The 26118-nt window shown below is 68.6% G+C and carries 23 protein-coding genes; 10 read left to right on the top strand and 13 right to left on the bottom strand.

Going from position 1 to position 26118, the window contains the following annotated elements:
• Positions 1-51: 51 nt before the first annotated feature.
• Positions 52-501 carry a (deoxy)nucleoside triphosphate pyrophosphohydrolase gene (locus tag V1351_RS05625; protein WP_338751547.1) on the top strand — a complete coding sequence of 150 codons (450 nt, stop codon included), beginning with the start codon at positions 52-54 and terminating at the stop codon, positions 499-501.
• A gap of 26 nt (positions 502-527) precedes the next feature.
• A complete protein-coding gene (locus tag V1351_RS05620) occupies positions 528-3611 on the top strand; it encodes a DUF3427 domain-containing protein (RefSeq protein WP_338752469.1) in 3084 nt (1027 codons plus the stop codon).
• Here V1351_RS05620 and V1351_RS05615 read toward each other — a convergent pair.
• The 4 genes from V1351_RS05615 to V1351_RS05600 all read right to left on the bottom strand — a co-directional run bounded on the left by V1351_RS05615 (position 3584) and on the right by V1351_RS05600 (position 9385).
• Positions 3584-4999, bottom strand: a complete 1416-nt coding sequence (locus tag V1351_RS05615) for a hypothetical protein (RefSeq protein WP_338751545.1) — start codon at positions 4997-4999, stop codon at positions 3584-3586. The genes V1351_RS05620 and V1351_RS05615 overlap by 28 nt on opposite strands.
• Positions 5000-5139: 140 nt before the next feature.
• Positions 5140-8028 (bottom strand): vitamin B12-dependent ribonucleotide reductase, encoded by a 2889-nt coding sequence (locus V1351_RS05610; protein ID WP_338751543.1) that lies wholly within the window; start codon positions 8026-8028, stop codon positions 5140-5142.
• Between the two features lie 127 nt (positions 8029-8155).
• Positions 8156-8629 (bottom strand): transcriptional regulator NrdR, encoded by a 474-nt coding sequence (gene nrdR, locus V1351_RS05605; protein ID WP_338751541.1) that lies wholly within the window; start codon positions 8627-8629, stop codon positions 8156-8158.
• A gap of 366 nt (positions 8630-8995) precedes the next feature.
• Positions 8996-9385, bottom strand: coding sequence for a LysM peptidoglycan-binding domain-containing protein (locus tag V1351_RS05600; protein WP_338751539.1), 390 nt, complete (start codon positions 9383-9385; stop codon positions 8996-8998).
• A 201-nt stretch (positions 9386-9586) separates the two neighbouring features.
• On the opposite strand from V1351_RS05600, the gene lexA reads away from it, so the two are divergent.
• Together lexA and V1351_RS05590 are read left to right on the top strand one after the other, a co-directional pair.
• A complete protein-coding gene (gene lexA / locus V1351_RS05595; RefSeq protein ID WP_338751537.1) occupies positions 9587-10393 on the top strand; it encodes a transcriptional repressor LexA in 807 nt (268 codons plus the stop codon).
• A 15-nt stretch (positions 10394-10408) separates the two neighbouring features.
• The gene (locus V1351_RS05590) at positions 10409-10828 is read left to right on the top strand and encodes a glutaredoxin domain-containing protein (RefSeq protein ID WP_338751535.1); all 420 of its coding nucleotides are present in this window, start codon (positions 10409-10411) and stop codon (positions 10826-10828) included.
• Between the two features lie 8 nt (positions 10829-10836).
• Here the strand turns inward: V1351_RS05590 and V1351_RS05585 are convergent, their stop codons facing one another.
• Positions 10837-11667 (bottom strand): NAD-dependent protein deacetylase, encoded by an 831-nt coding sequence (locus V1351_RS05585; RefSeq protein WP_338751533.1) that lies wholly within the window; start codon positions 11665-11667, stop codon positions 10837-10839.
• 60 nt (positions 11668-11727) lie between these two features.
• On the opposite strand from V1351_RS05585, the gene V1351_RS05580 reads away from it, so the two are divergent.
• Positions 11728-12648 carry a LysR family transcriptional regulator gene (locus V1351_RS05580; RefSeq protein ID WP_338751531.1) on the top strand — a complete coding sequence of 307 codons (921 nt, stop codon included), beginning with the start codon at positions 11728-11730 and terminating at the stop codon, positions 12646-12648.
• Between the two features lie 26 nt (positions 12649-12674).
• On the opposite strand, the gene V1351_RS05575 is transcribed toward V1351_RS05580, so the two are convergent.
• From V1351_RS05575 to V1351_RS05565, 3 genes are all read right to left on the bottom strand, one after another.
• On the bottom strand, positions 12675-15068 hold the full coding sequence (locus tag V1351_RS05575; RefSeq protein WP_338751529.1) for a ComEC/Rec2 family competence protein: 2394 nt from the start codon (positions 15066-15068) through the stop codon (positions 12675-12677).
• Complete coding sequence (locus V1351_RS05570; protein WP_338751527.1) at positions 15065-15865, bottom strand: helix-hairpin-helix domain-containing protein; 801 nt, start codon at positions 15863-15865, stop codon at positions 15065-15067. Before V1351_RS05570 ends, V1351_RS05575 begins: the two co-directional genes overlap by 4 nt.
• A gap of 93 nt (positions 15866-15958) precedes the next feature.
• Entirely contained in the window at positions 15959-16816 is an 858-nt protein-coding gene (locus tag V1351_RS05565) for a DegV family protein (RefSeq protein WP_338751525.1), read from the bottom strand.
• Positions 16817-16870: 54 nt separating this feature from the next.
• Between V1351_RS05565 and V1351_RS05560 the strand changes: the two genes are divergently transcribed.
• Both V1351_RS05560 and V1351_RS05555 read left to right on the top strand, forming a co-directional pair.
• Positions 16871-17338 (top strand): carboxymuconolactone decarboxylase family protein, encoded by a 468-nt coding sequence (locus V1351_RS05560; RefSeq protein ID WP_338751523.1) that lies wholly within the window; start codon positions 16871-16873, stop codon positions 17336-17338.
• Positions 17339-17345: 7 nt separating this feature from the next.
• Complete coding sequence (locus V1351_RS05555) at positions 17346-18386, top strand: pirin family protein (protein WP_338751521.1); 1041 nt, start codon at positions 17346-17348, stop codon at positions 18384-18386.
• A gap of 7 nt (positions 18387-18393) precedes the next feature.
• On the opposite strand, the gene leuS is transcribed toward V1351_RS05555, so the two are convergent.
• Both leuS and V1351_RS05545 read right to left on the bottom strand, forming a co-directional pair.
• On the bottom strand, positions 18394-21315 hold the full coding sequence (gene leuS / locus V1351_RS05550) for a leucine--tRNA ligase (RefSeq protein ID WP_338751519.1): 2922 nt from the start codon (positions 21313-21315) through the stop codon (positions 18394-18396).
• 88 nt (positions 21316-21403) lie between these two features.
• A complete protein-coding gene (locus V1351_RS05545; protein WP_338751517.1) occupies positions 21404-22441 on the bottom strand; it encodes a glycosyltransferase family 2 protein in 1038 nt (345 codons plus the stop codon).
• A gap of 124 nt (positions 22442-22565) precedes the next feature.
• Here V1351_RS05545 and V1351_RS05540 point away from each other — a divergent pair, with 124 nt between their 5' ends.
• Both V1351_RS05540 and V1351_RS05535 read left to right on the top strand, forming a co-directional pair.
• Positions 22566-23489 carry an amidohydrolase family protein gene (locus V1351_RS05540; RefSeq protein WP_338751515.1) on the top strand — a complete coding sequence of 308 codons (924 nt, stop codon included), beginning with the start codon at positions 22566-22568 and terminating at the stop codon, positions 23487-23489.
• Positions 23490-23594: 105 nt separating this feature from the next.
• The gene (locus tag V1351_RS05535; RefSeq protein WP_338751513.1) at positions 23595-24041 is read left to right on the top strand and encodes a DUF2871 domain-containing protein; all 447 of its coding nucleotides are present in this window, start codon (positions 23595-23597) and stop codon (positions 24039-24041) included.
• Between the two features lie 9 nt (positions 24042-24050).
• Here V1351_RS05535 and V1351_RS05530 read toward each other — a convergent pair whose 3' ends face one another.
• Together V1351_RS05530 and V1351_RS05525 are read right to left on the bottom strand one after the other, a co-directional pair.
• On the bottom strand, positions 24051-24506 hold the full coding sequence (locus V1351_RS05530) for a hypothetical protein (RefSeq protein WP_338751511.1): 456 nt from the start codon (positions 24504-24506) through the stop codon (positions 24051-24053).
• Between the two features lie 2 nt (positions 24507-24508).
• Positions 24509-24847: a cupin domain-containing protein gene (locus V1351_RS05525; RefSeq protein WP_338751509.1), complete on the bottom strand. Its 339-nt coding sequence runs from the start codon at positions 24845-24847 to the stop codon at positions 24509-24511.
• A 107-nt stretch (positions 24848-24954) separates the two neighbouring features.
• Between V1351_RS05525 and V1351_RS05520 the strand changes: the two genes are divergently transcribed.
• On the top strand, positions 24955-25530 hold the full coding sequence (locus V1351_RS05520) for a peroxidase-related enzyme (protein WP_338751507.1): 576 nt from the start codon (positions 24955-24957) through the stop codon (positions 25528-25530).
• A 3-nt stretch (positions 25531-25533) separates the two neighbouring features.
• Here the strand turns inward: V1351_RS05520 and V1351_RS05515 are convergent, their stop codons facing one another.
• Positions 25534-26076, bottom strand: coding sequence for a DUF488 family protein (locus V1351_RS05515; RefSeq protein WP_338751505.1), 543 nt, complete (start codon positions 26074-26076; stop codon positions 25534-25536).
• Between the last annotated feature and the right edge of the window lie 42 nt (positions 26077-26118).

Raw genomic sequence — 26118 nt, 5'->3', positions numbered from 1 at the left:
GGGCGACGGGAACGCTCTAGGCTCGTTACCAGCGCGCGTGCGAAGGGATCTATGAAGAAGTCAATCGACGTGGTTGGTGCGGTCATCGTCTCTGATCACCGGATCCTGTGCGCCCAGCGAGCAACCGGTCCCCTCGCTGGATTGTGGGAGTTTCCTGGTGGGAAGGTCGAGACCGACGAAACGCCAGCAGAGGCACTCGAGCGTGAGGTCACCGAGGAGTTGGGTTGTCAGATCTCGGTCGGTGACCGGATCACGACGACGCAGCATGAGTACGACTTCGCAACGATCACGCTGACGACCTTCTACTGCCAACTCCTGAATGGCGAGCCTGAGCTCACTGAGCACCAAGCGGTGCGGTGGCTGCCAGCAGCAGCGCTGTCGCAACTCGATTGGGCACCAGCGGATATCCCGGCGGTCCAACTGATTCAGGCGACGTACGTATATCGAATCACGGCGACCATCGGCGGGATGTCCCCTGTCACTGGCAAGCTCCACCCGTGACGTTCAATGACGCGCTCCCTGAGGGCATGTACGAGTCCCTGCTGACTGCTCGACTCGAGAAGCTGCTCGCTGAACGACCCGACGACACTCGCCTGATCTACGACGTGGACAGTGGCGACGAACCACACGTTTTGGCACGTCACGTGCGTCATGCTGTCGAGCGCGCGCTGCGAGATGAGAAGGACCCGGTACACAGGCGTGCCCTCGTCAATCGCATCCTGGCTCAACTAGGGAATGAGACCGACCTGTTGGGATCCGGTAGCCGTCAGCTCCATTTCCTTCACCGACCGGCTGGACCCGGAGTGGAGTACGTCGCGCCAGACCGTCCGTCCACTCCCTTGTCCGATGCGGCGCTCCTGACGAACTCGATCGGTGAACCAAGTCTGGGCTCTGAACTGCGGGCCGAGCTGGAGACTGCCGACTCCGTCGATCTGCTCATCGCCTTCGTGAAGTGGTACGGCCTCCGCCTGCTCGAACCTCAGCTTCGTCGATTGCGTGATCGCGGGATCCCCCTGCGAGTCATCACCACGACCTACATGGGAGCAACTGAACGCCAGGCGTTGGATCGTCTGGTGAGCGAGTTCGGCGCTCAGGTGAAGATCCAGTACGACTCACTCCGCACGCGGCTCCATGCCAAGGCCTGGTTGTTCAATCGACGAACGGGCTTCAACACTGCGTACGTCGGCTCCTCCAATCTCTCGCGCGCAGCTTTGCTCGATGGCGTTGAGTGGAACGTCCGACTCTCTGCCGTCGCGACGCCTGCACTTATGCACAAGTTCGAGGCGACATTCGAGACGTACTGGAACGACACCTCCTTCGAAGACTACGACCCGGAGCGTGACCGAGACCGACTCGACGACGCTCTGGCGCTCGCGTCAGGAGGCGGCACGAAGCCGGACCAAGTCACGATTTCGATATCCGGGCTCGACGTCCAGCCCTTCCCCTATCAGGCCGAGATGCTCGAGTCCCTCGACGTCGAACGTATCGTTCATGATCGTCACCGCAACCTTGTCGTCGCCGCTACCGGCACAGGCAAGACCGTGCTGGCGGCTCTGGACTATCGACGTCTATACCAGCGCGACGGGCGATGGCCGCGACTTCTCTTCGTCGCTCATCGTCAGGAGATCCTGACGCAGAGTCTGCGAACGTACCGCGAAGTACTCCGCAATCAAGACTTCGGCGAGCTCTATGTCGGCGGGACTCGGCCCGAGCGGTGGGAGCATGTCTTCGCGTCGGTGCAGTCGCTCAACTCCTACGGTGTGACCAACATTCCGGCCGGCCACTTCGAGGTTGTGGTCATCGATGAGTTTCACCACGCGCAGGCTCGGACCTACCGCAACATCCTCGAGCACCTCCAACCCTCTGAGTTGCTGGGGTTGACCGCTACACCCGAGCGAGCCGACGGCACCGACGTCGCTCAGACGTTCTTCGATGGCCGTATCGCTGCTGAACTTCGCCTGTGGGACGCGTTGGCGTCGGAGCTGCTGTCTCCCTTCCACTACTTCGGCATCTCGGACGGTACCGACCTCAGCGCCATCACCTGGAAGCGAGGTGCGTACGACACGGATGAGCTGGAGAAGGTCTACACCGGCAACGACGCGCGCGCTGCGCTGATTCTGCGCGCAATCCGCGACAAGATCACCTCTCCTCGCCGCATGAAGGCGCTCGGGTTCTGCGTGTCGGTCGCACACGCCGAGTACATGTCGAGAGTGTTCACCAACGCGGGCATTGCCGCGGTGGCTGTGACGAGTCATCCCGGCAGCGCCGATCGCGCGCAGGCACTTTCGGACCTGCGCGCAGGACGGGTAGCGGTCGTCTTCACCGTCGACATGTTCAACGAAGGGGTCGACGTGCCATCCGTCGACACTGTCCTTTTCCTCCGCCCCACCGAGTCAGCGACGATCTTCTTGCAGCAACTCGGGCGCGGACTGCGCAGAGCGGATGACAAAGCGGTGCTTACGGCCCTGGACTTCGTTGGTCACCAGAACAAGTCATTCCGGTTCGCTGACCGGTTCCGGGCCCTGACCGGCACCACCAGGAAGGGTCTGGCCGACCAGGTCGACAAGGGCTTTCCCTTCTTGCCGTCCGGTTGTCAGATCATCCTCGATGAGCAGACCCAGGACGTCGTTCTCGACAACCTCAAGGGCCAGCTAGCGACTCGATGGAAGGTCCTGGCAACCGAGTTGCGCAACCACCCCACGGACAGTCTCGCGACCTACCTCCACGAGACCGGAGTGGACCTTGCGGACATCATCCGAGCCGACCGCTCCTGGACACGCCTACGACGCGATGCGCACCTGCCAACGGCGCCAGAAGGTCCGCAGGAACCGTTGCTCTTAAAGCGTGCTCGAGCCTTCTCCCACGTGGACGATCCCGAGCGAGCGCAGGCGTACCTCACGTGGCTCAGCGAGGAGGCGCCTACCTACGGTGCAGCCAGCCCACGTATGCAGGAGTTCGGCCGGATGCTCTTCTTCTCGCTGTGGACAGGCGGCGGAGGCTTCACGACTTATGACGCCGGACTTCGTGCTCTACGGGATGAGCCCAACGTTCGCGAGGACCTTCGCCAGGTCATTCAGCTCGGCCTGGACCACGCCACTCACGTCACGCGGCCTCTCACCGGCGGCCTCGGCACCCTGCCACTGCAGGTGCACGCTCGCTACACGCGGGAGGAGGCCGTCGCGGCGCTCCGCTACGCCTCACTCGGTGGCCGTGCGCCCAACAGCTTCCGAGAAGGTGTCCTGCACTCGCAGGAGATCGACTCTGACGCCTTCTTCGTCACCTTCAAGAAGTCCGAGGCTGACTACTCGCCGACGACGATGTACCGGGACTACGCGATCAGCCCCGAGCTGTTCCACTGGGAGTCGCAATCCAGCACATCAGTCCGATCTGCCACCGGGCAGCGGTACATCAATCACGAAGTTCAGGGGTCCCACATCTTGCTGTTCGCGCGTGACAGCAAGGTCAACGACTTCGGTGGCGGTGCACCGTACGTCTTCCTCGGGCCGGCGTCGTACGTCAGCCACAAGGGAGAGCGTCCGATCGCCTTCACCTGGCGTCTGCACCACCCCCTCCCCCAGAGCATCTACATCTCCGCGGCGGCTGCTTCGTAGTTGTTGGCGTCGGCTGGCGCCTCAGGCGCTGGTCGGCCGGAGACAGGAGAACGCACATCGTCTGTGCCGTCCTGTGAAGACAACGCTGTTGACGAAAGTCGATCAGGCTCAAAACTAGCGTCTGGAAGTTCGCGCATCTTGGGGGGCGATGCCCGCCACACTTTCAGGAACTGCAAGACTTCCCGATAGAACTCGTTGACTGCGTCCAGCACTGTGTCGATGAAGGCGCCCCGGCCCCGACCTCGCTTCGATCCCATCACTACGGTCATGGCAACTCTAAAAGTCTTGAGTTCCTTTGCTGGATCCTGAATCAGAGCGTCAGGCTTCTGACGGACCGCGCCCAGCAGTTCTGCGGCACTTGCCCCTCTGGACCGGGCGACGAACGCTTCGAGACGGAGAGATTCGCGGGCGTCTGGGATCTGCCGAGTCAGCCACTTCACACGCGTCGCAGGGCGACCTGCACCAGGCGCCGAAATATCCACATGGCACGTAATCTGTCCCGCTCGCAAATCTGCAGTCACAACGATGGGGCCCGCGGCGTTAGGAATTCGAATGGAGCCCATGAGGACAGAGTCGCTCGCGAGTGTGTTCGACACGTTCTGAGCGCGAAGCGCCGGGTCCCTCTGCTCCTTGCGCGACAGAACAGGCGTTACTTCTTCGCCCAGATCCCGTCCCAACTGGAGACTCACGAAGCGCAGCAGAGCGTCCCATCGCGCAACTACATCCGGGACTCCCTTGTCTGTGGCTCGTAACGTCCCAGCCGATACCGCCTGTCGTACCGCCACCCAGCTGCCACCCATATCGTTAAACTCCAGGGCTCCGGACTTTGGGTGTTCGAGGTACCTAATTAGTTCTCCGAGGATCCATGCCTGGTCTGGATCTGCCACTCCGCGGTATTCCTTCTGCATGACTGCGTCGCAGAGGATTCTCGACCACGACAAGTGGTGGAGCGCGACCTTCCGCAACTTGCGGCCATCGACCTTCGTCGGATGCTGCCCGGCGATCGCAGGGATCTGGTTCGAGATCGTCACCACCGCGTCGTAGCCCTGCTCGCGGGCAATATCGAGATAGTTCTCCAACTGCTCAGTGGCTAGGTCATTGTTTCCCGTTTTCACCTCAACCAAGGCCGTCCAGTTCGTCTTCCCCCGCGAGACCCGGATGAGTCCATCGGGGAAGAGCCGTTGCTCGCCCAGCTCGAAGGGGACCTCGATGAACGTTTCGACCTTCCCGGAGGGAGCACCGAGCGGCTTGGTGACGGTCTGACCGAACTCACGGACAGACGACATCACCGCAAGGAGCGCAGATGTCGCCCGCCGTTCTTGCTCTTCTGCGCCATTAATCCCTGACGTAGGGATGAGTCGTGCCTGGTGCCAAGTCTCTTCGCTCATGATGCCCTCCCCGACAATCGCTCGTAAGAGGGACACTAGATGGTTAGTGCGACAACCGGGCGACTTACTGGCACGAGAAGACAGAAAAGCAGGGAGGGCGGCACCATAGGTGCCGCCCTCCTGCTCATTCAGTCAGCAGATCAGCTGCACCCACTGGTCGAGCCGCAACCCTCGCAGACGTAGCAGGAGCCGGCGGGGCGCATCTTGGTCCCGCAGGTCATGCACATCGGGGCGTCCGAGGCCTTGCCCTGGAACTTCTCCATCAGCTCGGCCGAGGAGTGGACCGTCGCGTCGGCCTCACGGGCGGAGGCGCTGCTGGCACCGGAGGTGTCGCTCGACTCCTCCTTGGCTACCGGTCGGGTCTCCTTGGTGGCCACGGTCTGGCTGTAGGACTCGTCGTCGTAGTCCTCGTCGTCGTCGGAGGACGACGGTGCGTACGAGCCGGTCTCCAGCTGGCGTGAGCGCTCGTCCGCGGTGTGGATGCCCATGAAGGACCGGGTGTCGAAGTCCAGGTAGTCCAGCGCCAGGCGACGGAAGACGTAGTCCATGATCGACTGCGCCATCCGCACGTCCGGGTCGTCGGTCATACCGGCCGGCTCGAAGCGCAGGTTGGTGAACTTCTCGACGTAGGTCTCCAGCGGCACACCGTGCTGCAGGGCGATCGAGATCGCGATCGAGAAGGCATCCATCAGGCCGGCCAGGGTCGAGCCCTGCTTGCCGAACTTCAGGAAGATCTCGCCCAGCTCACCGTCCTCGTAGGTGCCCGAGGTCAGGTACCCCTCGGCCCCACCGACGGCGAAGCTCGTGGTCTGCGAGGCGCGACGCTTCGGGAGGCGACGACGCAGCGGGCGGTACTCGATGACCTTCTCGGCCCCGGCGGCAGCGGCCTCGGCGTCGGCCTTGACCCCCTTCGCCGTCGACCCACCATCGGACAGCGGCTGACCGACCTTGCAGTTGTCGCGGTAGACCGCCAGGGCCTTCAGGCCGAGCTTCCACCCCTGCGAGTAGACGTCCGCGATCTCCTCGACCGTGGCGCTCTCCGGCAGGTTGACCGTCTTGGAGATCGCACCGGAGAGGAAGGGCTGCACCGCAGCCATCATCCGCACGTGACCCATCGGGGCGATGGCGCGCTGCCCCATCGCGGTGTCGAAGACCTCGTAGTGCTCCGGCTTCAGCCCCGGGGCGTCGATGACGTGACCCTTGTCGGCGATGTACTCGACGATCGCCTCGGAGGTCTCCTCGGTGTAGCCGAGCAGTTTCAGCGCACGCGGGATGGTCAGGTTGACGATCTGCATGGAGCCGCCACCGACGAGCTTCTTGAACTTCACCAGCGAGAAGTCCGGCTCGATGCCGGTGGTGTCGCAGTCCATCATGAAGCCGATGGTCCCGGTCGGGGCGAGCACCGAGGCCTGGGCGTTGCGGTAACCGTTCTTCTCGCCGACCTTCACGACCGCGTCCCAGGCCTTGGTGGCCACCTTCTGGATCGAGCGGTCCATCGTGTGCAGCGGGCGGATCTCGTCGTTGGCCGCCTGGTGCTTGCGCATGACGCGCTTGTGCGCGTCGGCGTTGCGGGCGTAACCGTTGTACGGACCGACGATGCCGGCGAGCTCGGCGGAGCGCTTGTAGGAGGCACCGGTGAGCAGCGAGGTGATCGACGCCGCGAGGGAACGACCACCGTCGGAGTCGTAGCCGTGACCGGTCGCCATGAGCAGCGCGCCGAGGTTGGCGTAGCCGATGCCCAGCTGGCGGAAGTCACGCGTGGTGTCACCGATGGCCTCGGTCGGGAAGTCCGCGAAGCAGATCGAGATGTCCATCGCGGTGATGACCAGCTCGGCGACCTTCTGGAAGCGCTCGGCGTCGAAGGTGTCGTCGTCGCCCAGGAACTTCAGCAGGTTCAGCGACGCGAGGTTGCAGGAGGAGTTGTCCAGGGACATGTACTCGCTGCACGGGTTCGACGCGGTGATCCGACCCGACTCGGGGTTGGTGTGCCAGTCGTTGATCGTGTCGTCGTACTGGATGCCCGGGTCGGCGCACTCCCACGCCGCCTGGGCGATCTTGCCCATCAGCTCGCGGGCGTCGACGCTCTCGATGACCGAGCCGTCGGTGCGCGACTTCAGCCCGAACTCGGTCCCGTCCTCGACCGCGCGCATGAACTCGTCGTTGACGCGCACCGAGTTGTTCGCGTTCTGGTACTGCACGGAGGTGATGTCCGCGCCGCCGAGGTCCATGTCGAAGCCGGCGTCCCGCAGGGCACGGATCTTGTGCTCCTCCTTGGCCTTGGTCTCGACGAACTCCTCGATGTCCGGGTGGTCGACGTCCAGGACGACCATCTTCGCCGCACGACGAGTCGCGCCACCGGACTTGATCGTGCCGGCGGAGGCATCGGCACCACGCATGAAGGAGACCGGGCCGGAGGCGGTGCCACCGGAGGAGAGCAGCTCCTTGGAGGAGCGGATGCGGGAGAGGTTCAGGCCGGCGCCGGAGCCGCCCTTGAAGATGAAGCCCTCCTCCTTGTACCACCCCAGGATCGAGTCCATGGAGTCGTCGACGGAGAGGATGAAGCACGCGCTGACCTGCTGCGGGCTCTGGGTGCCGACGTTGAACCACACCGGGGAGTTGAAGCTGAAGATCTGGTGGAGCAGGGCGTAGGTCAGCTCGTGCTCGAAGATCTCGGCGTCGGCGTCCGTGGCGAAGTACCCGTTGTCCTTGCCCGCCTTGACGTAGGTGAGCACGACGCGGTCGATCAGCTGCTTCAGCCCGGTCTCGCGCTGCGGGGTCCCCAGTGCGCCACGGAAGTACTTCGTCGTCACGATCGTCGAGGCGTTCAGCGACCAGAACTCGGGGAACTCGACGCCGCGCTGCTCGAAGATCGTCGCGCCGGTCTTCCAGTTCTGCTGGACGACGTCGCGCGTCTCCCACGTCACCTCGTCGTACGGGTGCACGCCCTCAGTGGTGTGGATGCGCTCGATCGTCAGCCCCTTGGTGCGGGAGCCGCGACGTGCGCTGGACTTTCCGGCGGTCTCGGTCATGCTCTTCTCTCCTCGATCCGTGTCTGGACGGTTCTTCTACTGCGTGGGGTTGGTCTGTGCAGGTGGTCGGCTGCTCATCACGGTGTCACCGGGTACCGACAGCCCACTCGCTACCGGTACCCGGGAACTAGGGGGTACTGCTCGCGGTCGAGGGCGCGTGCTCCCGGCGCAGTGCGCCGATGGCCGTCTCGAAGTCCTCGAGCGAGTCGAAGGCCTGGTAGACGGACGCGAAGCGCAGGTACGCGACCTCGTCGAGCTCTCGCAGGGGCGGCAGGATCGCCGTGCCCACCTCGTGGGCATCGATCTCGGCGCTGCCCTGCGAGCGGATGCTCTCCTCCACGCGCTGGGCGAGGAGGGCGAGCTGGTCCTCGGTGACCGGTCGGCCCTGGCAGGCCTTGCGGACACCGGCGAGCACCTTGGCCCGGCTGAACGGCTCGGCGGCCCCCGACCGCTTGGTCACCGACAGGCTCGCGCTCTCCAGCGTGGTGAAGCGCCGCGAGCACTCCGGGCACTGACGACGGCGTCGGATGGCGCTCCCGTCGTCGGTGGTCCGGCTGTCGATGACCCGGGAGTCGGTGTGCCGGCAGAACGGGCAGTGCATTGTCTCGACCCCCTCTGTGCGTCAGGTGTGCCTGTGGATGAAACGGTGGACGGGATGGGGACGATTCCCCGATTCCTGTGGAGAACTCGCCTCATCCTGTGTACTAGATGTGGACGAATGACATCTGTGTAACCACTAGATGTAGTGACTATTAGACCCCTGTGACCCAATGGATGCAAGTCCCCGACATGCCGCCGTCGGTGAGCGGTCACGCCCCCGCGCACACGGCCGGAATACCGGGGATCGACTCGCCGACACGCCTGCTGCCCCACCCGCTCGACCCCCTCACACGCACGTCGGCCACCTCCGGGAGACGGAGGTGGCCGACGGCCGGCCCGGGCTGGGTCGATGGGCCCGGGAAGCTCCTCAGGAGGCGGGGATGACCAGGGTCTGCCCCGCGTGGACGTGGCTCGTGGCCAGGTCATTGGCCTGCCGGATCGCGCTGATCGCGTCATCGGTCGGCACGCCCGTCATCTCGGCCGCGGCGATCGCGGTCAGCGTCTGGCCCGCCTCGACGGTGACCTGCTCCGGGGCCGCCGCGCCACCACCGAAGGCCACGCCCGCACCGGTGACCGAGGCGAGCGCCAGGGTCGACAGCGTCATCGTTAGGCGACCGCGACGGGTCAGGCGGACCGCCCCCTTCGTCGGGGCGGTGACCGCCTCGCCCGTGGGGACGGAGACGAGGTGGCGGGTGCGGGCCGGTCGGGATGCGGGCACACCAGTCGGCGCGCCGTGGGTGACGGTGAGTGCGGTCATCTGGTCCTCCTCGTGGCGTGTCCTGTCGAACCGGTGTTCGATAGAACGTCTGTACGATGTCTAGCACGGATGTTCGAAGAAGATCAACAACACGCTCGAACACATGTTTGAAATACCTGTTCGATCGTCCTACTGTCTCCACTACCGAGAAGTTGACCAGCGACCACCGACAACGCTGGTGACACGGACGGAAGGGTCGAGATGAGCAAGGGCAGCAGCAACGGCACCAGCAGGGGCGCAGGAGAGAGTGCGGACACCACCGGCAGCGTCGGCAGCACTGTTCACCACCTGCCCGACCGGGACAACGGCGAGAGCCTGACCGCCCGTCAGCGCAAGGTGCTCGAGGTCATCCGCACCGCCGTCGCGACCCGCGGCTACCCGCCGAGCCTGCGTGAGATCGGGCAGCTCGTCGGCCTGACCAGCCCCAGCTCGGTCGCCCACCAGCTCTCCTCCCTGGAACGCAAGGGCTACCTGCGCCGCGACCCCAACCGCCCCCGGGCGATCGAGGTGATCTCCCCCGACGCGGACGCCGATGCCGTCATCGCCGACACCGCCGACTTCGCCGGGATGCGGGGTGGCGCCACCGCCGACGACGAGGTCGTCGACATCACCGGTTCCGGCGACGAGCGTCCCGAGGCCAGCTATGTGCCGGTGCTGGGTGAGATCGCCGCCGGCGTGCCGATCACCGCCGAGGAGCTCGTCGACGACGTCTTCCCGCTGCCGAAGCAGATCGTCGGCGAGGGCTCTCTCTTCCTGCTGAAGGTCGTCGGCGACTCGATGGTGGACGCGGCCATCTGCGACGGCGACTGGGTCGTGGTGCGCCAGCAGCCGCAGGCCGACAACGGCGACATCGTCGCAGCCATGCTCGACAACGAGGCGACGGTCAAGACCTTCAAGCGCACGGACGGCCACGTCTGGCTGCTCCCCCACAACTCGGCCTTCGACCCGATCGACGGCGACGCCGCGACCATCCTCGGCAAGGTGACGGCGGTCCTGCGCAGTCTCTGAGGGACAATGGACGGCATGGGTAGATGGACGTCCGCACTGGTTCTGCTGCTCGCGGGCGTTGCCCTCGCCGTCCAGGGGGTACGCAGCGACGACTCATCGAACTTCGTGCTGTGCGTCGGTGCCCTCGTCGTCGCCTGGTGGCTCTCACCGCTCAACGGCAGGGGCGGTCCCGGTCACGCCGAGGTCGACTCCCGGCGCAGCGACTACCCGGTCGTCATCTATTGGCGTCCGGGCTGCATGTTCTGCCTGCGCCTGCGCGGCGCCCTGGGCAAGGACAAGGACCGGGCCACCTGGGTCAGCATCTGGGCGGACGACGACGCGGCCGCCTTCGTCCGCTCGGTCAACGGAGGAAACGAGACCGTGCCGACGGTGCGGATCGGCGACGAGGTGCACACCAACCCCGACCCGGAGATCGTCAAGGTCGCGCTCCGCTGAGACCCTCCTCAGGCGCTCGCGGCCAGCCGGTCCACGGACTGCGTCAGGACGCGAAGGGAGTCGGCCAGCTCTCCGTCGACGCGGTGGTCGACGAGGTCGTCACCACGACTGGGCCCCCGCGTGATCAGCGCGACCGGGATGCCCTGCTTGGCGGCCCGGCGCACGAAGCGCAGCCCGGACATCACCTGCAGCGAGCTACCGAGCACGAGCAGGCTCGGGGCCCGGTCGGTCAGGTCGAAGCAGTGCTGGACCCTCGGCTTGTCCACCGCTCCCCCGAAGAAGACGACGTCCGGCTTGAGTGTGTCCTGCCCGCACGAGGTGCAGATCGGGGTCCTGAACCGCTCGACGTCGACCGCGTCGAGCCGCACGTCACCGTCGGGGCGGATCTCGTCACTGTCCACGTCGAAGCCGGGGTTCTCCGCGGCCATCCGCTCGTCCAGGACGCGGCGGTCCACCCGGGCGTCGCAGGTCAGGCAGAGGACCTGGACGAGGTTGCCGTGCAGCTCGACGACGTCGCGGGTGCCGGCGGCCTGGTGCAGACCATCGACGTTCTGCGTGATCAGCGGCCCCACGGCACCCAGCTCCTGCAACCGTGTGACGGCGTGGTGCGACGCGTTGGGCCGTGCGGCGTGGAAGCGGCGCCAGCCGACGAAACTGCGCGCCCAGTAGCGTCGTCGTGCCTCGCTGCTGCCGACGAACTCCGAGAGGTGCATCGGGGTGACCTTCCGCTGCCCGTCGGGGCCGCGATAGTCGGGGATGCCGGAGTCCGTGGACATGCCGGCGCCCGTGAGCACCAGCGCGGGTCCCGCCGACAGCACGCGGGCGATGTCCTCGATCACTCGTCCAGTATGCGACGAGGCCGGACGGTTCATCCACCACCCACGGCTTAGCATGGCGGCATGATCGACGCCGCAGGGCTGCGCGTGATGCGCGCCATCGCCGAGGAGGGCAGTTTCACGGCTGCCGCTCTCGCCCTCGGCTACTCGCAACCGGCCGTGTCCCAGATGGTCAAGCGCCTGGAGCAGCGCACCGGCACCGTGCTCGTCGAGAAGGTCGGTCGCTCCGTGCGTCTGACCGAGGCCGGCACCGTCCTGGCCCGCCACGCCGCCCCGGTGCTCGCCGCGCTCGAGGCCGCCGAGGAGGAGGTCGCCGCGATCGCCGGGCTGCGCTCCGGTCGGGTGCGCCTGATGGCCTTCCCGTCCTCCTCGGTCACGCTCGTGCCCCGCGCGCTGGCCGCGGTGCGCGGGCAGTACCCGGACCTGTCGGTGCAGTTCGCCGAGGCCGAGCCGCCCGAGTCGATCGCCGCGCTGCGCTCCGGTGAGGTCGACCTCGCGGTTGCCTTCTCCTACGACGGCAGCGACATCGCCCGCGGTGAGGACCTCGATGGCTTCGCCGTGAACCCCCTGCTCGAGGAGGAGGTGCGCGTCGCCCTCCCCCGCGACCACGCACTCTCGGGCCACGAGGTCGTCTCGATGACCGACCTGACCGACGAGGACTGGATTGCCGGCTGCCCACGCTGCCGCGGCCACCTGCTGCAGATCGCCAACAACGCGGGGTTCGCGCCCAAGGTCGCCTTCGAGACCGAGGACTACGTCGCGGTCCAGGGCTTCGTCGCCGCCGGGCTCGGGGTCGCCCTGATCCCCGACCTCATCCGCGCGGCGACGTCCAACCCCGACGTCGTCATCCGTCCGCTCGACCCGACGAGCCACCGCCGGATCCACGCGGTCACGACCGAGGACCTGCTCAAGGTGCCGGCCGTCGCCGCCACCCTCGAGGCACTCGTCGCCTCCGCCGCGTCGGCCAGCCCCGCGTCCGTCTGAGTCGTCCCGCTCGGTGCTGCACGACATCACCCGCCGTCCTCGGTGACCACGGCGGGCCCGTCGAGGACGGCGATGTCGCCATCGGTGTCGGTGCGCAGGACCCGGGAGGCGTGTCGGGTAGCCCAGGTCAGCGCTGAGGGCGTGGGATGTCCGTAGTCGTTGTCGGCACCGACGCTGATCAGGGCCACGGGCGCGTCGACCTCGTCCAGGAAGGCCTCCTCGAAGTTGCTCGACCCGTGGTGGGGCATCTTCAGCACCTCGAGTCCGGCGGCAGCCGCCGCCATCGCCGGGTCACGACGCAGGGCGAGCAGCAGTGCGTGGCCGGCCTCGCGCTCGACATCCCCCAGGAGCAACGCGTCGATCTGTCCGGAGCGCACGTGCAGCACGATGCTGGCGTTGTTCGCCTCCGACCCACCGGCGACCGGCCGCGCCGGCCACCAAGCCGTCGCGCTCACCCCACCGAGCTCGAAGCGGTCGCCCGCCACCACGGTGCGCACCGGGATCCGGTGCTCTGCAGCGATCTCCCGGACCTGCCGGGCGGCCCATGCCGGCTCGGCCACGGGAGTGACCAGGAGGGTGCCGACCTCGCGACCGTCGATCGCTTCCTCGAGGCCCGCGACGTGGTCCTCGTGGAAGTGCGTGAGGACCACGGCATCGAGGGCACGCACCCCGAGCCGGTCGAGGCACGCGTCGATGTCCCCGTCCTCCGGTCCGGCGTCCACGAGGACCGCCCTCCCCCGGCCCGAGGCGATGACCAGCCCGTCGCCCTGACCGACATCGCACGCGACGAGTCGCCACCCCGGTGGTGGCCAGCCGGGGCTGCGGGACGGGACCGTCCCGGCCGCGAGTACGGTGACCAACCCCAGGGCCACGAGGGGGCTCGCCCGGGCCCGGTGCAGCAGCCACGGTCCGGTGAGGATCCCCAGGGCCGTCAGGACGGCGAGCAGCAGCGCACCGGGCGCGCCGTCCGGCCACGGCAGAGTGCCGCCGGGGACGTCCGCGGACACCCGAGCGGTCCACGCGATGACCAGCGCGAAGGGGGTGCCCACCCACCCGACGAGCGTCGCCACCGTCGTGCTCACGACCGCGACGAGTGCCGCGCTCACGCCCAGCACGGTGGCCGGGGCAACGAAGGGGGCGGCCACGAGGTTGGCCACGACGGCGATGAGACTGACATTGCCCTGGAGGAGGACGATGACCGGGCCACAGACGAGCTGGGCCGCCAGCGGGATCGCGACCGCCGGTCCGACCAGGTGCAGCTGCCGGGGCAGGTGGGCGTTGATCGCCGCCGACCACGGACGCACGAAGAGCAGCAGCCCGAGGGTGGCGAGCGTCGACAGCACGAAGCCGTAGGAGCGGGCGAGCCACGGGTCGAGGGCCAGCAGGATCAGGACGCTCGCGCACAGCACCGGCGTGCCGGCTCCACGACGGGACGTGCTCATCCCCAGCAGCCCGATGGCCCCCATCATCGCGGCCCGGATGACACTGGGTTCCGGTCGGGCCAGGATGACGAAGAAGGCCAGCCCTGCACCGGCCACCCACGGTCGCCACCGTCGCGGCAGTCCACCCACCCGGCAGGCTCCGACGAGCGCCGCGAGCACGACGGCGACGTTGGACCCGCTCACCGCCGACAGGTGGCTCATCCCGGTGACGAGCATGTCGTCGGTCAGCTGCTGCGGCGTCATCGACGTGTCCCCGATGACCAGGGCAGGCAGCAGGGCGCGAGCATCGCCCGGAAGGGGGTCGACCGCCTCGCGCATCCCGCTGCGCAGGTGCTCGGCGGCCGCCCGCACGGCCGAGCGCTTCCCCACCGGCCGGGGCGGGCCACGAGGGCTGAGCTGCGCGACCTGCGGGTCCGCGCGGCCGGCGGGTGCGAGCGTGCCGGTCAGCTCGATCCGGTCGTGCCAGCCGACCTCGGCCCACGACGCATCACCCCGGACGAAGACCGGCGCGTGCACCGACGACCTCTGCCCGCGCGAGGTGACGCTCTCCAGCCGGACCCGCAGTGAGGCCTGCCGCGGAGCATCGCTGCCGTCGTCGCCCGTGGGCCGGCCGGCCCGGACCCTCGGCTCGGTCAGGACCACCCCCTCCGCCCGGACCATCGCGCCGCGCTCGGCGAGCTCGTGGACGGGTCCGAGCTGACGGCGCCACTCGTGCGCGGCCGATGACCCGAGGACGAGCAGCAGCGCGACGAGGGTGAGCGCGAGCACGCCGGGCCCGTCGCGTCGCCAGGACGGCCGAGCGTGCCGACCGCGGTACCGCACCCCGGCCACCAGCAGACCGGTCAGGAGCACGACGGCGGCGGCAGCCCCCTTCGCCCGCAGTGAGCCCGGCCAGGACAGCGCCCACGCCCCGACCGCCCACGCGGTCAGGCACGGCAGCAGCAGCCGCAGGTCGAGCACCTGCTGCGTGGGCGTCACACGGTGACCTTCGGAGCGAGCTGCGCGTAGGTCTTGTCACCGATGCCACTGACCTCGCCGAGCTCCTCGACGGCGACGAACTGCCCGTGCTCGCGGCGCCAGTCCATGATCCGCTGCGCCAGGACCGGACCGACACCCGGCAGCGTCTCCAGCGTGGCCAGGTCGGCGGTGTTGAGGTCGACCGGCGCATCAGGCGACGCCGGACCCCCGGGGCCGCCCGCGCCGGCCGCAGGAGCCGCCGCGACCGGGGTCTCCCCCGGCTTGGGCACGACGACCTGCTCGCCGTCGACGAGCTCGCGGGCGAGGTTGACGCCGGTCAGGTCGGCCTGACCGGTCTCGCCGCCCGCGTCCTCAAGCGCATCGACCACGCGTGAGCCCCCGGGCAGCGAGACGATCCCCGGGCTCTCGACCTCGCCGACGACGTGGACGGTGACGTCGGGCTCGGCGGACGACTCGGCGGCTGCGCCGCCCCGGTCGGACGCGCCCGCGATCGCGCCGTCGGATGGCGCCGGGGCGGGGCCCTGGTCCTGACCGTCCGCGCCGTCGAAGGCGCCGTCGTCCCCCTCGGTCGCCACCGCCGCGACCGGCTCGGGCGCAGCATCCCCACGGGCCAGGAGGTAGCGGCCACCGAGCACGGCCACCACCAGCGCGACGACGAGGGCGACGCCGATGACCGCCTGGCGACTGACCGAGTAGCGGCCGGTCGCCACGCTCGAGGGCAACTCGAGCACCGCAGGGTCCTGCTGGTCGAGGATCTCGGCGACCCTGGCGGACGGTTCGCTGGCACGTGGGCTCATGCCCGTGACGCTAGGCAGATCCGGGCCGGCCCGGTCGGTGTCCTGGTTCGCTGTGGACCGGTCGGTCGGCCGGCCGTGGTTGTGGAGGCGGGGTCAGTCGCGCGGGCGCGGGCTGACGGCGACGCCGACGGTTCCCAGACCGACGTGCGCGGCGACGACGGCGCTGAGGGTCGTCAGGTCGACGTCGCCGTCGATGTGCTCCGCGAGATTCGCGGCCAGCAGCTCGGCCCGCTCGGCCGCGTCGATGTGGTGGATGGCGACGTCGGCGCCGTCGGCCCACTCGGGCAGCTCGCCGCAGTCGGCCTCGGTCAGGGCCTGCAGTCGGGCGATCGCCCTGCTCGCGGTACGCACCCGCTCCAACGGCTGGACCTCCCCGTCGACCACGTGCAGGACGGGTTTCATCGCCAGGGCCGACCCGAGCAGCGCCCGCGCGCCACCGATGCGGCCCCCGCGACGCAGCCGGTCGAGGCTGTGCACGACCAGCCGCACGGACGATGCCGCGCAGCGGCGCTCGAGTCGCTCGACGACGTCCGCGACGTCACGGCCGGCGCGCGCATCCCGTGCGGCACCGATCGCGGCGAAGCCCAGGCCCATCCCGATCAACTGGGAGTCGACGACGTGCACCGGCACCGGGGACTCGGGCGCCGCCGAGCGGGCCGAATCGGCCGTGCCCGACAGGTGCCCGCTCAGGTGCACCGAGATGATCGCGTCAGCACCCCCCTTCGCCGCCTCCTGGTATGCCTGCAGGAACGCCGCCGGAGTCGGCCGGGAGGTGCTGATGTCCGCCTTGGCGCGCAGCGCGTCCTCGACCCACTCGGGGTCGGCGCCCTCGCCCTCGGAGCGCTCGACACCGTCGACGAGCACGTGCAGGGGCACGACGACGATCCCGTGCTGGTCGCGATGGTCCTCGGTCAGCGACGCGGTGGAGTCGGTGACGACGGCGATGCTCACGAGGTGAGGATACCGAGGAGCGACACAGTCGGCGGGTCGGGCTAGCCTGCGGACATGTCGAACAGTGACCGTCTGCCCTTCCTCGACCGATCCGACCCAGCGGTGTGGAAGGCGATGAACGCCATGGCCCAGCAGGTCAGCACCGTTGCCGAGGCCGCCGGCTTCGAACGCCAGACACTCGAGCTGATGAACGTGCGGATCTCGCAGATCAACCGCTGCTCGTTCTGCCTGGACATGCACACGCGGATGGCCGAGGAGGCCGGCGCCACGAGCCAACGCCTCGCGCAGCTGCCCTCGTGGCGGGAGTCCACGCTCTTCGACGTCGTCGAGTGCGCGGTGCTCGAGGTCGCCGAGGTCACCACGACTCTCCCCGACGTCGACGCGCGCCGGGCCGCGCTACGGTCCGCTCACGACGTCCTCGGGAACGAGGCCTTCACGGCCGTGGAGTGGGCGGCCGTGACGATGAACGCCTTCAACCGCGTGTCCATCCTGTCCGAGCACCCCGTCAAACCCCGGAGGTGAGGAGCCGATGAGCAACACCGAGATCGACCCGAGCGAGTATCAGGCGGAGCACGTCACCTGCGCCGAGGCCATCGACATCATCACCGCCCGCGAGGTCCCCCTCGGCGGCCCGCGGGCGATGAGGGTGCGCCGCACCCTGCCCCAACGCAAGCGCAGCCTCATCGGGCCGTGGTGCTTCGTCGACCACTTCGGTCCCGATGACGTCGCCACCAGCGGCGGCATGTCCGTGCCGCGCCACCCGCACACCGGCCTGGCGACGGTGACGCTGCTGTTCGAGGGGCGGATCGAGCACGTCGACTCCACGGACTTCGCCAACGTCGTGCGCCCCGCCGAGGTCAACCTGATGATCGCCGGCACCGGGGTGTCGCACTCGGAGTTCTCCTCCTCCGACACGACCACCCTGCACGGGATCCAGCTCTGGTACGCGCTGCCGGACGCGACGCGATACTCGGCGCCCGGCTCGCAGCACCACGTCGCCGAGCGGGCCGATGTCCCGGGCGGCGAGATCATGACCTACATCGGCACCTGCGCCGACATCACCTCACCGGTGCGCACCCGCGTCGACGCGCTGGCCGCACAGGTGGACGTCCGCGCCGGCGAGGCCGTCGAGATCCCGGTCGACACCGACTTCGAGCACGGCGTCCTCGTCGACTCCGGCGACCTGACGCTGGTCGTCGACGGCCACCGGCAGCCGGTCGCCCCGACCGAGCTCGCCCACCTGCCCGAGGGCGGCCCCGGGACGATCCGCCTGGAGGCCGGGGACGAGCCGGTCCGCGCGATCCTCATCGGCGGACGGCCCTTCGGCGAGAAGCTCGTCATGTGGTGGAACTTCGTCGGCCGCAGCCACGACGAGATCGTCGCCCACCGGCAGGCCTGGCAGACCGAGATCGGTGCCGAGGAGTTCCCGATCGCCCTGTCGGCCGCCGACTCCGGCAGGTATGCCGACGGGACCGAGTACCCGCAGTTCGGCACCTTCCCGACGGACCAGCCCGACCCGCTGCCCGCGCCGCCGCTGCCGAACGCGCGGATCACACCGCGGGAGCAGTAGGGCCGAGTCAGGCCGGGACGATGTTGACCAGCTTCGGTGCGCGGACGATCACCTTGCGCACGCCGGCCTCGGTCACCGCCTTGACCTTCTCGCGTCCGAGCGCGAGCTCCTCGAGGTCGGTCTCGCTGATGTCCGCGGAGACCTCGACGCGGTCACGGACCTTGCCCTTGATCTGGATGACGCAGGTGACGCTCGACTCGACCATCTTCGACTCGTCGGCGACCGGGAAGGGGGCGAAGGCCAACGACTCCTCGTGCCCCAGACGCGACCACAGCTCCTCGGCCAGGTGCGGCGCCACGGGAGCGACCATGAGCACGAGCGGCTCGATGCCTGCGCGCGGCACGGAGTCGAGCTTGGTCAGCGCGTTGTTCAGCTCGATCAGGCGCGCGATGGCGGTGTTGAAGCCGAGCGCGTCGTAGTCCTCGCGCACGGCGGCGATCACGCGGTGCAGCAGGCGCTCGGTGTCGGCGTCGAGCGCGTCGTCGGTGACGTGCACCTCGCCGCTCTCCTCGTCGACGACGTTGCGCCACAGGCGCTGCAGGAACCGCTGGCTGCCGACGACCGCGCGGGTCTCCCACGGCTTGGACTGCTCCAGCGGGCCGAGCGACATCTCGTAGACGCGGAAGGTGTCGGCGCCGAACTGCTCGTACATCTCGTCCGGGCTGACGGCGTTCTTCAGCGACTTGCCGATCTTGCCGTACTCCTGGGTGACCGGCCGGCCCTGCCAGGTGAAGGCCGTCTCGCCGTCCGTGCCCGCGTGCTCCTCCACCTCGGAGGCGGGCACCGGCTGGCCGCGGTCATCGCGATAGGCGTGCGCCTGGATGTAGCCCTGCGAGAAGTACTTGCGGAAGGGTTCCTCGCTCGTGACGTGACCGAGGTCGTAGAGCACCTTGTGCCAGAAGCGCGCGTACAGCAGGTGCAGCACGGCGTGCTCGACGCCACCGATGTACAGGTCGACGCCACCCGGGTCGCGGGTGCCGGCCGGGGCGCCGGCCACGGCCTCGGGCCGCGGACCGACCCAGTAGGCCTCGTTGTCCGGGTCGACGAGGGCCTGGTCGTTCGCCGGGTCGAGGTAGCGCAGGTAGTACCAGCACGAGCCGGCCCAGTTGGGCATGGTGTTGGTCTCGCGGCGGTACTTCTTGACCCCGTCGCCGAGGTCCAGCTCGACCTCGACCCACTCCGTGGCGCGGCCCAGCGGCGGTTCGGGCACGCTGCTCGCGTCGTCCGGCTCGAACGTGCGCGGGCTGTAGTGCTCCACCTCGGGCAGCTCGACCGGCAGCATCGACTCGGGCAGCGCGTGTGCGACGCCGTCCTCGTCGAAGACGATCGGGAAGGGCTCACCCCAGTAGCGCTGGCGGGAGAAGAGCCAGTCGCGCAGCTTGTAGTTGACCGTGCCCTCGCCCAGACCCCGCTCGTGGAGCCAGGCGGTGATCCGCTGCTTGGCCTCGGCCACCCCGAGCCCGTCGAGACTGATCTCGTCGTTGCCGGAGTCGACCGCGACCCCGTCGGCGACGAAGGGGGCGGACTCGTCGACCTTGCCCTGGCGGGGGGCGATGACGTGGCGGATCGGCAGGTCGAAGGCGTTCGCGTAGGCGAAGTCGCGCTCGTCGTGGGCGGGGACGGCCATGATGGCGCCGGTGCCGTAGCCCATGAGGACGTAGTCGGCGATGAAGACCGGGACCTCCTGGCCGGTGGCCGGGTTGGTCGCCCAGCCGCCGGTGAAGACACCGGTCTTGTCCTTCGACTCCATCTGGCGCTCGACCTCGGTCTTGCGACCGGCGGCCTCCCGGTAGGCACTGACCGCGGCGAAGGGGGTGTCCGCGCCACCGGTCCACGCGTCCTTCGTCCCCTCGGGCCAGCCGCCCTCGGGCACGAGGGAGTCCACCATCGGGTGCTCCGGGGCGAGCACCATGAAGGTCGCGCCGAAGAGGGTGTCCGGGCGCGTGGTGAAGACCTCGATACCGTGGCCGGCGCCGGCCGTGCCGGTCGGTGCGCTCTCGACCGGGAACGTCACCGAAGCGCCCTCGCTGCGGCCGATCCAGTTGCGCTGCATGGCCTTGACCTTCTCCGGCCAGTCGACCCGGTCCAGGTCGTCGGCGAGGCGGTCCGCGTACGAGGTGATCCGCATCATCCACTGACGCAGATCGGCCTTGAAGACCGGGTAGTTGCCGCGCTCGGAGCGCCCGTCGGCGGTGACCTCCTCGTTGGCCAGCACCGTGCCCAGACCCGGCGCCCAGTTCACCGGGGCGTGGCTGGTGTAGGCCAGGCGGTAGTCGTCGAGGATGTCCGCCCGCTCCTGGCCGGACAGCTGCGCCCAGGCGCGGGTCTCCCCCTTCGGCAGGGGTCGCTCACCGGAGGCGAAGGACTCGACCAGCTCGTCGATCGGCCGGGCACGGCCGGTGCCACCGTCCGGGCGCACCGCGTCCGGGTCGTACCAGGCGTTGTGGATCTGCAGGAAGATCCACTGCGTCCACTTGTAGTAGTCCGGGTCGATCGTGGCGAAGGCGCGCCGGTCGTCGTGGCCCAGCCCCAGACGGCGCAGCTGGCGCTTCATCACCACCATGTTGTCCTCGGTGGTCGTGCGCGGGTGCTGTCCGGTCTGCACGGCGAACTGCTCCGCGGGCAGGCCGAACGCGTCGTAGCCCAGGCAGTGCAGGACGTTCTTGCCGAGCATCCGCTGGAAGCGAGAATAGACGTCGGTGGCGATGTAGCCCAGGGGGTGGCCGACGTGCAGACCCGCCCCGGAGGGATAGGGGAACATGTCCAGCACGAGCATGTGGCCGTCGTGGGCGGCCGCCCGCTCCGGCTCGGCCCACGGGCCCGCGGGGTTGGGCGCTCGGAAGGTGCCCTGCTCCTCCCACCGGTCCTGCCAGTCGATCTCGATCCGACCGGCCATCTCGGCGGTGTAGCGGTACGGCGTCTCGCTCATCAGTGCTGTGTCTCCCGGGGTCGATGCTCACCGGCCAGAGTACTTGCCCGTCCGGGTGCCCTTGAGCACCGCTCGGGAACGGGGCGCATCAGCGGGGATGACGAGACGACGCACCCGCGTGGATCGTGGTCATCAGCTCTGCCGGGTCGTACTCGGTCCTGCGTGGCTGGAAGTAGCGCGGCTCGGCCTCGAGCAGCCTCGGCAGCACCGCAGTGATCGCATCCGACTCCTGCCGGGTGAAGGAGCCGGGACTGTGGTGCCGGGGTTCGACCGTCTCAAGCAGCCCGAACTTCTGCAGCGAGGGGGCGTCGTCCTCGATCTCGCGCCGGTAGATCTCGAGCATGTAGTCGCGCTTCTCGGCCTCGTCGATCTGCTCGTTCTTCACCAAACCACTCATCGCTGCGTGGATCAGCTTTCTCCGACCGCGGAAGTTGTGCGGTGTCCCGGCCGAGTTGACGGTCCACTTGCGCAGGTACTCCTCGGGGCTGACCGAGTCGTAGTGGAGGAGGTGCAGCCAGTCCGCCCGGAAATCCTCTGTCGAGCCCTCCTGCCCGATCAGGCTGACATCGTGGATGTGCACCCCGTGCCTCCTCGAGGGGCGCAGTCCCACCTTCCCCGAGACGTGCCCGTGGAAGTAGACGCTGTTGAATGCTTCATCGATGACACCGAAGAGCGTCAGCAGCGCGAGCTCCTCATTCGACAGCAGTCGTTTGAAGTAACCGCCGTATCCGGGTTCCGAGGAGCTGACCGACTCCTTGGGGAGCAGACGAACCGTCTCGACGTCGGGGCCGAGTGCGAGGAGGCGTCCCTTGTCGATGTCCAGAATCTCGTCGCCATCGAGGTGGAAGAGCCACTCGGCACTGTCCAGGTCGGCGAGCAGCCAGTTGATCCGGTTGGCGTTGATCGTCTGCCGGGTGTTGAGGTTGTCCGGCTGGGCGACCCGACGACTCATCGCATCGGCGTCGACGACCGTGACGTGCGGGTGCTCCTCGAGACGGGTCAGCACGTCCCGGTCGCCACCCTCGGCGAAGACGAAGAGATGGTCCGCCCCGGCCGCCAGATTTCCCTCGACGAAGCGGGTGACGTTGGCGACGGAGTCCTTGATGGTGCTGACGGTGCAGATCACGGGTGGTCCTCCCCCCAGAGTGCGGCATGTGACTGCGTCAGCGTAACGACTGCCAGCCGGTCATGAGACCGGGACCTCACTAACCCCCCGCCGCGTGGTCCCCGCTGACTCCTAGGGTGGCGTCATGGACGCCCCGACGACATGCGCGCCTCCGGCCGACGAGGCCGCACAGCTCAGGGAACGGCTGGACTCCCTCCGCCTGCCCGCGATCATCGACGTGCACACGCACTTCATGCCCCAACGCGTGCTGGACAAGGTGTGGGCGTACTTCGACTCGGCCGGGCCGCTCATCGGCCGGCCCTGGCCGATCGCCTATCGCACCAGCCAGGCGGAGCGCGTCGAGACGCTGCGATCGCTCGGTGTGCGCGCCTTCCCATCGCTGAACTACCCGCACAAAGCCGGCATGGCCGCGTGGCTCAACGCGTGGTCCGGCGACTTCGCCGACGCCCACCGGGACGTGCTGCGCTCGGCGACCTTCTACCCCGAGCCGGGTGCCGCCGACGAGGTGCGCCGCGCGATCGCGAGCGGGACGCAGCTGTTCAAGGTGCACGTCCAGGTCGGCGACTACGACATGGCCGACCCCCTGCTCGAGGACGTGTGGACCGTGCTGGAGGAGGCGGGCACACCGATCATCACGCACGCCGGCAACGGCCCCGCGCCCGGGACCTTCACCGGTCCGCAGGCGGTGCGCGATCTGCTGGCCCGCCATCCCGACCTGACCCTCGTCATCGCGCACATGGGCATGCCCGACTACGGGGAGTTCCTCGACATCTGCGCCCGGTACCCGCGCGTCCACCTCGACACGACGATGGCGTTCACGGCCTTCACCGAGGAGGTCACCCCCTTCCCCACCGACCGTCGGGACGACCTGCTGGCCCTGGGCGACCGGGTGCTCTTCGGCTCCGACTTCCCCAACATCCCCTACCCGTACCTCGAGGCGGTGGATGCCGTCATCACCCTCGGCCTCGGGGACGACTGGGCGCGAGGAGTGCTGCACGACAACGCCGCCCGCCTGCTGGGCCTGCAGGAGGCTCCACCGAAAGGTTGATCGCAGGTCCCACCTTCTGCGCGATGTCGGCAGGGGTCGCCCGGTGGTGCCATGGATGGCACACGGAAACACACCGACACCCCGCGCATCGAAAGGGCCCCCTCCATGACCAAGCTCCTCAACGCCGCCTTCCTCTACATGGTCCTCGGCGTCACCTCCGGCCTGTTCTACCGGGAGTTCACCCAGGCCAATGACTTCCCCGAGGGCGCGTTCACCCAGCTCGGCCTGGCCCACACGCACCTGCTGACCCTCGGGTTCATCGTGCTGCTCATCGTCCTGGCCCTGGAGAAGCTCTTCACCCTCTCCGCCAGCGGCCGGCTCTTCTCCTGGTTCTTCCGGGTCTACAACGCCGGCGTGGTCCTCACCTCCGGGACGCTCATCTGGCACGGCTCGCTGACCGTCCTGGGCAAGGAGTCGAGCGCGATGATCGCCGGGATCGCCGGCCTGGGACACATCTTCCTCACGGCCGGCATGGTGCTGCTCTTCGTCCTGCTGCGCCGTGCGGTCACCCGCGAGTCCAGCGCCGAGCCCCACGAGCTCGTCGCCGCCTGAGCGGACCGCTCAGGTGCGCAGGTGGGAGAGCACGACGCCCACCGGGATGCTCACGGCGAGCACGAGCAGCAGGGCTCGGTAGAGCAGAGCGACCGGGGCGCGTCCGGCGGGCACCGGGGTGAGCAGCGCGAGCCCGAGCGCGACGACGAGCAGCACCGACCCCAGGTCGACGAGCAGCGGTGTCGAGGCGAGGGTGCCGCCGAGGACCATCAGGCTGCCGAGATTCCAGGCCCCCAGCTGGACCCAGCCCGGGCGCGCGGGTCGTGGACCTGCCGGACGCAGCCGTCCCATGGAGTACTGGGCCACCCCGAGCACGAGCACGAGGTAGGCCGCGGCCCAGCTCCCCTTCGCCCAGCCGAGGGGGCCGGTGACGGCCGCGACGAGGCCACCGAGCACGACGGCGACGCCGCCCAGGCCGACCATCGCCGGGCCGGGGGCCACCACGGTCGAGCCGGGCGTGCCCATCCTCAGGTGTTGCTGCCGGTGCCGACGCTGAGCAGCACCGCGGAGTCCTCCAGAGCGAGCAGGTCATGGCGCTGCGGTGGGATGACGAGCAGCTCACCGGCGCCGCCCTCCCAGGTCTCCTCGCCGGTGTCCAGGCGCACCCTGCCGGAGAGGACGTGCAGCGTCGCCTCCTGCGGGCTGTCGTGGGGAGCGAGCGTCTCACCCTCGATCAGCGCGACGAGCGTCTGGCGCATGACGTAGTCGTGGCGGCCGTGGACGGTGATGGCACTGCGGCCGGCACTGCTGGCGTGGGCCTTGGCCAGGTGCTCGTGCGTCAGCTCGGTCAGGGACAGCGACTCCATGACATCTCCTTCGGTGGGGGCCGTTGGGACCAGCCTAGTGACCGGGCCATGTTTTTCACCAAGTGAGATGTAAAAATTTCGATCCGTGAGCAGAGTAGGTTGCCGTCATGAGTGAACAGCAGCGACCGATCTCCTTCCTCCGTGTCCCGGGCGTCGAGGACGTCCCCGAGGGCGTCCAGCGACTGTGGGAGAAGTCCCGGGAGGCCTTCGGCTTCATCCCCAACGTCTTCCGCGCGCAGGCCCTCAACGGCGCCCAGTTCGAGGCGTGGTGGAAGTACTTCAACCTCTTGGTCAACAAGGAGGGTCACCTGACCAACGCCGAGCGCGAGCTCATCGCCGTCGTCGTCAGCGGGATCAACCGCTGCACCTACTGCGCCGTCTCCCACGGGGCCGCCCTGCGCGAGCACTCCGGCGACCCGGTGACGTCCGACCTCGTCGCGGTCAACTGGCGCCAGGCCGAGCTGGACGAGCGCCAGCAGGCGATGGCCGAGTACGCCGAGCTGCTCACCCGCGCACCCGGATCGGTCGACGAGGGCGACCTGGAGCCGATGCGCGCGGCCGGCATGGACGAGCACGAGATCCTCGAGGCGGTCCAGGTCATCGGCATGTTCAACATGACCAACCGAGTCTCCAGCGCGCTGGGCATGGTCCCCAACCACGAGTACCACTCGCAGGCGCGCTGAGCCTCACTCCGCTGCCGACCCCTCCTCGTCGGTACCGGGGTAGGTCACCCGCGTCCCGTCGACCACGGCGAAGGGGGTCAGGCGGTGCTCCTTCGGCGGCGCCGAGGAGATGATCTCCAGCACGGTGTACCCGCGCACGAGCAGGGCGTCGGCGACCAGGCGCCGGTGGCAGCGCCACGGCACCGCCTCGGCGCACATGATCGCGCAGGAGTCCTCCTGCGCAAGGGCGATCAGCTCCTCGAGCCCCGAGTGGAACTCCTGCGTGAGCATGTGGTCCGCGTAGTTGCGGAAGGAGTCGTTGCGCCAGGCGGTGTTGGGCGAGTCCGGGTGCTTGGGCCGCAGCCCGCCGAGCGCCTTGACGTAGGAGTAGCCCAAGCCGGCCCCTGCCAGCGAGGCCTCCAGCGCATCGCCCCAGTACTGGGGGTTGTGGCGGGACTTGGGCACCGTCCGGATGTCCACGACCCGCGTGACGCCCTGCTCCGTCAGCAGCTCGATGAACTCCTCGATCGGCCGCGTTGAGTGGCCGATCGTGTGGATCGTCGTCATGGACCCACGGTAACGACGAAGGCCCGGACCGACCGGTCCGGG

It is taken from the genome of Janibacter sp. A1S7, assembly GCF_037198315.1.
Lineage (GTDB): Bacteria > Actinomycetota > Actinomycetes > Actinomycetales > Dermatophilaceae > Janibacter > Janibacter alittae.
The sequence above is the reverse complement of the archived record's forward strand: the minus strand, read 5'-3'. Positions and strand labels throughout refer to the sequence as shown.

What these genes read in the sequence shown, in the direction of transcription:
- V1351_RS05555 (WP_338751521.1), top strand. Translation starts at nt 17,346, where the DNA reads ATGAGCAACACCGAGATCGACCCGAGCGAGTATCAGGCGGAGCACGTC.
- V1351_RS05520 (WP_338751507.1), top strand. Translation starts at nt 24,955, where the DNA reads ATGAGTGAACAGCAGCGACCGATCTCCTTCCTCCGTGTCCCGGGCGTC.
- nrdR (WP_338751541.1), bottom strand. Translation starts at nt 8,629, where the DNA reads ATGCACTGCCCGTTCTGCCGGCACACCGACTCCCGGGTCATCGACAGC.
- V1351_RS05580 (WP_338751531.1), top strand. Translation starts at nt 11,728, where the DNA reads ATGATCGACGCCGCAGGGCTGCGCGTGATGCGCGCCATCGCCGAGGAG.
- V1351_RS05525 (WP_338751509.1), bottom strand. Translation starts at nt 24,847, where the DNA reads ATGGAGTCGCTGTCCCTGACCGAGCTGACGCACGAGCACCTGGCCAAG.
- V1351_RS05540 (WP_338751515.1), top strand. Translation starts at nt 22,566, where the DNA reads ATGGACGCCCCGACGACATGCGCGCCTCCGGCCGACGAGGCCGCACAG.
- lexA (WP_338751537.1), top strand. Translation starts at nt 9,587, where the DNA reads ATGAGCAAGGGCAGCAGCAACGGCACCAGCAGGGGCGCAGGAGAGAGT.
- V1351_RS05570 (WP_338751527.1), bottom strand. Translation starts at nt 15,865, where the DNA reads ATGAGCCCACGTGCCAGCGAACCGTCCGCCAGGGTCGCCGAGATCCTC.
- V1351_RS05615 (WP_338751545.1), bottom strand. Translation starts at nt 4,999, where the DNA reads ATGAGCGAAGAGACTTGGCACCAGGCACGACTCATCCCTACGTCAGGG.
- leuS (WP_338751519.1), bottom strand. Translation starts at nt 21,315, where the DNA reads ATGAGCGAGACGCCGTACCGCTACACCGCCGAGATGGCCGGTCGGATC.
- V1351_RS05560 (WP_338751523.1), top strand. Translation starts at nt 16,871, where the DNA reads ATGTCGAACAGTGACCGTCTGCCCTTCCTCGACCGATCCGACCCAGCG.
- V1351_RS05535 (WP_338751513.1), top strand. Translation starts at nt 23,595, where the DNA reads ATGACCAAGCTCCTCAACGCCGCCTTCCTCTACATGGTCCTCGGCGTC.
- V1351_RS05610 (WP_338751543.1), bottom strand. Translation starts at nt 8,028, where the DNA reads ATGACCGAGACCGCCGGAAAGTCCAGCGCACGTCGCGGCTCCCGCACC.
- V1351_RS05625 (WP_338751547.1), top strand. Translation starts at nt 52, where the DNA reads ATGAAGAAGTCAATCGACGTGGTTGGTGCGGTCATCGTCTCTGATCAC.
- V1351_RS05515 (WP_338751505.1), bottom strand. Translation starts at nt 26,076, where the DNA reads ATGACGACGATCCACACGATCGGCCACTCAACGCGGCCGATCGAGGAG.
- V1351_RS05530 (WP_338751511.1), bottom strand. Translation starts at nt 24,506, where the DNA reads ATGGGCACGCCCGGCTCGACCGTGGTGGCCCCCGGCCCGGCGATGGTC.
- V1351_RS05600 (WP_338751539.1), bottom strand. Translation starts at nt 9,385, where the DNA reads ATGACCGCACTCACCGTCACCCACGGCGCGCCGACTGGTGTGCCCGCA.
- V1351_RS05620 (WP_338752469.1), top strand. Translation starts at nt 528, where the DNA reads ATGTACGAGTCCCTGCTGACTGCTCGACTCGAGAAGCTGCTCGCTGAA.
- V1351_RS05590 (WP_338751535.1), top strand. Translation starts at nt 10,409, where the DNA reads ATGGGTAGATGGACGTCCGCACTGGTTCTGCTGCTCGCGGGCGTTGCC.